The organism is Flavobacterium hercynium, assembly GCF_002217285.1.
Lineage (GTDB): Bacteria > Bacteroidota > Bacteroidia > Flavobacteriales > Flavobacteriaceae > Flavobacterium > Flavobacterium hercynium.
Window position 1 is genome coordinate 22,362 of sequence record NZ_MUGW01000070.1, and the last position, 6,000, is coordinate 28,361.

Consider the following 6,000-nt stretch of genomic DNA (forward strand, 5'->3'; position numbering starts at 1 on the left):
ACTATGATCAATACGATAATTCAATTTTTTGTTGTTATCAAATTTTTAATGGGAGCTTAGTACAGGATAAATTAAACATAACTATTTAATGTTGTTAAGAAAATTAACCGATTGAATTATTATCAAAAAAAATAACTACATTACTCCGTAAAGAAAATACCATTATACTCGACAAATAATAAAGACAATAACTCCCCCAAGAGATTTATTTAATTTATAATTATTATTACATGCACTTAAAAACTATTATTTTCCTTTTTACACTTGTTGTATTGAGTTACTCAGGCTATTCACAAACTTCATTTGATAAGCTGTACGATGAAACACACCAGGCTTTGCGTGGCTCTAATCCTAAAAAAGCTTTAAGCAATACCAACTACCTATACAAGATTGCAAAAAATGATGCTGAAAGAATAAAAGCATATTCTCTTAAAGCACATATTCTATATCAATATGGCATTCATGATGAAACAATTACTACTTTAAAACAACTGGATAGTTTAGCTACAATTGGCAAAAATTATAGTGTACAAGCTAGAGTATATGGTTTTTTATCAACAGTTTATCGTGAAAATGAGATTTACAACCTAGGAAAAATTTATTTGAATAAGGCGGTTGAAGCAAGTAAAAAAATTGAAGATAAAAATGAAATGTATCGATTTCAGGGAAATTTATCGCAAGAACTGGCATATTATGAGCTGTCAAGTAATAACTATCCAAAAGCAATTTCATATCTAAAGAAGGGAAATCTTGCATTTGAAAAAGCAGATTCCAGTACTGTTGACAAAAATTTTCATACCGCCATTAATGATGAACTAATCGCGAAAAATTATTATTATACACACAAGATCGATTCTGCTTTAGCGTATTACGAAAAAGCGCAGAAAGAATTAGCTGTATCCCAATTGGCTGATGATCCTTTAAAGGGATATATCTATAATGGTCTTGGAAATGTTTACGTTGCTATGCATGACAATAAAACTGCGCAATCCAATTATTTGAAAGCAGAGCAAATAGCTGAAACTTCTAGTTCTTTTGGATTGAAACAGGAAGTCTACAATTCATTAATGGAATTTTATAAAAAAACAGATATTAAAAAGTATGTAGCGTATAATGAACTTAATTTAAAGTTAAGCCAGACTGAGAAAAAGAATAGAAAAGTTATTGCGGATGAATTAATAAAAACGCTTAGAAAAGAGCAGGTTCAAAGCGAGTCACAATACCAAAAATATAAGTTTAACATTCTTGGTCTTTGCATTTTTACAATATTGGTTACAATAGGTTCTTACACCTATAAGAGAAAGCAGGATTATAAAAAAATCAGAACTTTTATCAATAATAACAATAAAGTAATTCAAAATACTGAAATTGAAGAAACAGCACCTAAAAAAGATACTGCAAAAGAATATATGTCTGAGGCTACAGAAGCTGCAATTTTAAAGAACATACAGGAATTTGAAAGGTCGCTTCTTTTTCTCAACAAAACCTTATCTATAAATTCAGTTGCTGCGGAACTAAATACCAACCATCGTTATCTTTCGTATGTTATCAGTAAAAATAAATCGAAGGATTTTGCGAGCTACATTAATGAATTACGAATAAACTATATTATTGATCATTTAAAAAACGATGCAACTTACTTAAAGTACAAAATAAGTTATCTGGCTGATCAGGCCGGTTTTTCTTCGCACAGCAGATTCACCATCTCTTTTAAGAAAATTACTGGAGTTTCACCTTTAACTTTTATTACTTATTTGCAAAACAATAACAATGAAACAACTTCCTCTATTTAATGTTAATTACTCAAATCAGGAATAAAAATATGAAAGGTACTTCCTTTTCCCAATTCAGATTCTGCATACAATAATCCCTGGTGATTCATTATAATTCGTCGGCATAAAGCAAGACCAATTCCTGAACCAGGGTAAATGTTTTGAGGATGAAGACGTTTGAATATTTCGAAAATCTGATTTTCGTGATCTTTTTCAAAACCTATACCATTGTCTTTAAAAGTGATGTGATGATAATTTGCTACCGGAATTGGAGATTGGGTAAAACCAACAGCAAAATCGTAGGTAACCAGATTTGAAGTTATGGTAATATGTGGTGCAACATCGGGCTTGGTGAATTTTAATGAATTACTGATCAAATTATAAAAAAGCTGATTCATCTGCAAACAAACAGCTTGTATTACGGGTAGGTTTTCAATACTAATTGATGCATTTTTTTCCTGAACAAGTAATTCAAAATCGACCCAAATATTTTCAACAATTGTTTTTAAATCTATAGACTGATAGCTTTTCTCTGGCTGAATTAAACGTGAAAAAACTAACAAATCTGTAATAAGCTGCCTCATTCGCTCTGCAGCAGTACTAATTTTATTAATTATTGCTTCCTGAGTTAAAGCTGAAGTACCATTTTCCAGTATATCAGCAAAAAATCGAATCTTACGCAGAGGCTCTTGCAAATCATGACTGGCGACATAAGCAAATTGTGCTAATTCTTCATTTGAATGTTTCAGCGCATAATTAGACTGTTCTAATTCTCTATTGGAGTTCTGAAGTTCTTCAAGAACGCTGGCCAATTCCTTTGTTCTTAATTTTACTTCGCTTTCTAATGCTAATTGCAATTCGCGCTGCATGGTAATATCTTTTGCTGTTCCGCTGATCACTAAAGGATTTCCTTCTACATCAAAATAAGTTTGTCCTATAGAGTGAATAATTCTCTCTTCGCCGCTAAGTCCATTTATAATCTTGTATTCAGCCTCATATCTTCCATTGGAACCTTTTTGCTGTGCTGCAGAAAAGGCTTCTGTAACGCGTTTACGGTCTTCTTTTTTAATAACGGATCTTGCTTCTTCTAAATTCATAGAAGTATCTATGTACCCAAATATATCGGCATGACGTCTGGATAGTGTAGTTACACCTGTCACAATATCGGTCGACCACGTACCTAGTTCTGCCAGTTCAACTGCTCCGCGAAGTGCTGCTTCTGCCTGCTCTATTTTTTTTATTGAAGTAATTTCTTTGGTTACATCAGAGCCTACATAAAGAACTGCATATACTTTATTGGCTCCGTCGAACAATGGAGTTAAACTCATATTATGATAACGAGGCTCTTGTCCATTGACTGTAATACCCTGAATTCCGTCTGCATGAAAATCTTGAGCAGTACGATACACTTCTTCTACTGATTTTATAAATTCTTTTGAATCTGTTTCTGCCAAAACCTCACTAAGTGATAGTCCTGCAATTGCATCCCCTTTATTGACATTTACAATAAAAGGCTGATTCGGACTCTCAATAAGTAAATCTTTGCCCACAAACAAACTAATTGCCACAGGAGCGGCTGCCAGTACAGATCGCAGTTTTGATTCGCTTTCGCGTAGCGCAATTTCTGTTACTTTACTCTGTGTAATATCTGTAGCATGAACAATAAGTCCAATTACTTTTCCTTCATTATTCTTGTGAGGTGTATAAACGATGCTTAACCATCTGTCAATACCCATTCTGGAGGGAGCGAACATTTCGTATTTTTCCTGTTCTCCTCCATACGCAATAGTTAAATGCGGAAGGGTCTTAGCATAAGCTACTTCCCCCAAAAACTCTCTAACTGTTTTTCCTATTGCTTCTTGTTCGTCAACAGCAAACCATTCCATAAAAACAGAATTGTAGGAGCAGTAACGCATTTCTTCATCGAGATAAAAAATCATAGCAGGAACGGTATCACGCAATAATTGAAGATGTGCTTCACTTTCTTCTTTTGCTTGTTGTGCGTGTACTTGACTGGTTACATCAATCGCGATGTCCAGGATAGCATAAATTTCACCTGATTTATTTCGAAGTGGTGTGTAGGAGATATTATAATAGTTATCGTTTAAAACTCCGTTCTGCATTATTTTTACCAATGAAGCCGGCGAAATAAACGGAACTCCTGTCGTAAATATATCATCCAGTATTTTTAAGTAAGCTTGCCCTTCTGTAATAAGTTCCGGCATAGCTTCTCTAAGAGGAAGTCCTTCGATATTAGGTCCTTTACCAACAATATCAATAAAAGTCTGATTTGGATGTTCTATAATTAAGTCGCGACCTATAAATAATCCAATACCTGCAGGTGCGGCAGCAATAAGATTTCTAAATTTGGCTTCGCTTTCCTCAACTTCACGACGGCTTACCACCTGACTTGTTACGTCTGTAGCAACAACTAAGACTGTATTTGAAGAACCTTTTTCATTATGATAAATTTGATACGTAAGATCTACGTAAATATATTCGAGCTTATCGTTGCGCAATAGCTCTACTTCTACTTCTTTTGCAATGTAAGGTTGTCCTGTACTAATTACAATTTTAAGTAAATCATCAAAACCTTGTCCTTTTAATTCCGGTAATGCTTCTAGTAAAGGTTTTCCAATTATCTGTTCTCTATCGCGTCCCACAAGATAACAATAAAATGCATTAGCACTTTGAAAAATCATTTCTTTTTCAATACTTAGCGTAGCAATACCTACCGGCGATTGCTCAAACATATCTGCCAGTATATCATGACTAGCTGCTATTTCTTTCTGAGCCTGAACTGTAGCTGTAACATCAGAACACATGTGCAAAATAGCATAAACAGCACCATCTTCATTTAATAATGGTGTTAACGAATAATCGAAATACTTTTGATCGGCAGTTCTTTTATCTAAAATTAAAGTACTTGTATTTTTATATGCTGAACCTGTATAATAAACTTCGTTCAGTTGATTAAAAAAGTCTGTTTCTATAGTATCAGAAAGTACATCTGCTACTTTTTTACCTATAATTTCGTTGGTTTTCTGCCAATACTCAATCATCACATCGTTAGCAAGATCCAAATGAAATTCTTTACCACGAAATAGTGCTGTTCCTACAGGAGCTTTCGCTACAAGTGTCTGAAAACGAGCTTCGCTTGTAAAAAGTTTATTTTCTCTTTCTTTTTCTGCTGTAATATCTATAGCGATAGCAGTAAGGTATTTTTCACCATCTGAATCAACAACTAATGAGATACTATTATTAACCCAAATTTCTTTTCCATCACGGCATATATAACGTTTGGTCATTAGAAAATCATTCCCATTAGTGATACAATCTTCTAACAGAATCATATTTTCCTCCAAATGATCCGGATGCGTTAACTCTCCTAAATTCATTTCCAAAATCTCCTCACGCGTATACCCCAACATTTGACAATAACGCTCGTTGACTTCAATTATTCGTCCCTGTATATTTGCCTGAGCAATTCCTGCATTGGACTGCATGAAAACACTATTAAGCTGTGATCTTACACTATTTGATTTTATGAGGGCGGGTATAATGGCAGAATTTTCGATACAGGTAACAAATATTCCTTTTATGTCTCCATATTGATCAGGAATTATGCTGTAACTCAATGTTAGATGAACTTTTTGTATGATGTTATTTCTACTAAAAGATATAGTAATATTATCTTCTAATTTAGATAAATTGCCATTGAATATGGTGTTTAATGTAATAGCTACCGTTTTCCATTCCTGGAATAGTATTTCTTTAACCGAATTTCCCAAAACTTGGGAATCTATTTTTGTATTAGTAAAAAAGGGACGAAATGAATCGTTATAAAAAAAAGATTGTTCTGTTCCCCAAACCAAAAACATTGGAACATTGGAACTTAGCATAATACTAAGTGAAGTACGAAGACCTTCTGTCCAAAATTCCATTGGCCCTAAAGCAGTATTGATCCAGTTAAAATCGTTAATGTGCTTGCCCATTTCTCCTCCCATTTTTAAAAATGGATATTTAAATGTTCTATCGTCTACTCGCACATTATATAAGTTTACATTATTACCAAGGGGAAAGGTAGCGCTAATTTAATAAATGACCAATTATAGTAATGGAAAGCTTGAAAAAAATATAGTAGTTTTTTTATTTTTCAAACCAAATTAATTGTCTTTTTATAGGAGCAGTTTAAAAAATTTCAAAACCGTTATAAAACAAAAAACCC

Annotated in this window: 2 protein-coding genes; one reads left to right on the top strand and one right to left on the bottom strand. The window is 33.4% G+C overall.

Going from position 1 to position 6,000, the window contains the following annotated elements; all coding sequences use genetic code 11:
• Positions 1-230 precede the first annotated feature (230 nt).
• A complete protein-coding gene (locus B0A66_RS21365; protein WP_089051876.1) occupies positions 231-1,793 on the top strand; it encodes an AraC family transcriptional regulator in 1,563 nt (520 codons plus the stop codon).
• Positions 1,794-1,795: 2 nt separating this feature from the next.
• Here B0A66_RS21365 and B0A66_RS21370 read toward each other — a convergent pair whose 3' ends face one another.
• The gene (locus tag B0A66_RS21370) at positions 1,796-5,779 is read right to left on the bottom strand and encodes a PAS domain-containing protein (protein ID WP_089051877.1); all 3,984 of its coding nucleotides are present in this window, start codon (positions 5,777-5,779) and stop codon (positions 1,796-1,798) included.
• Positions 5,780-6,000: the final 221 nt, after the last annotated feature.

Excerpts from the sequence above, each read along its gene's own strand:
- B0A66_RS21365 (WP_089051876.1), top strand. The coding sequence starts at position 231 with ATGCACTTAAAAACTATTATTTTCCTTTTTACACTTGTTGTATTGAGT.
- B0A66_RS21370 (WP_089051877.1), bottom strand. The coding sequence starts at position 5,779 with ATGGGAGGAGAAATGGGCAAGCACATTAACGATTTTAACTGGATCAAT.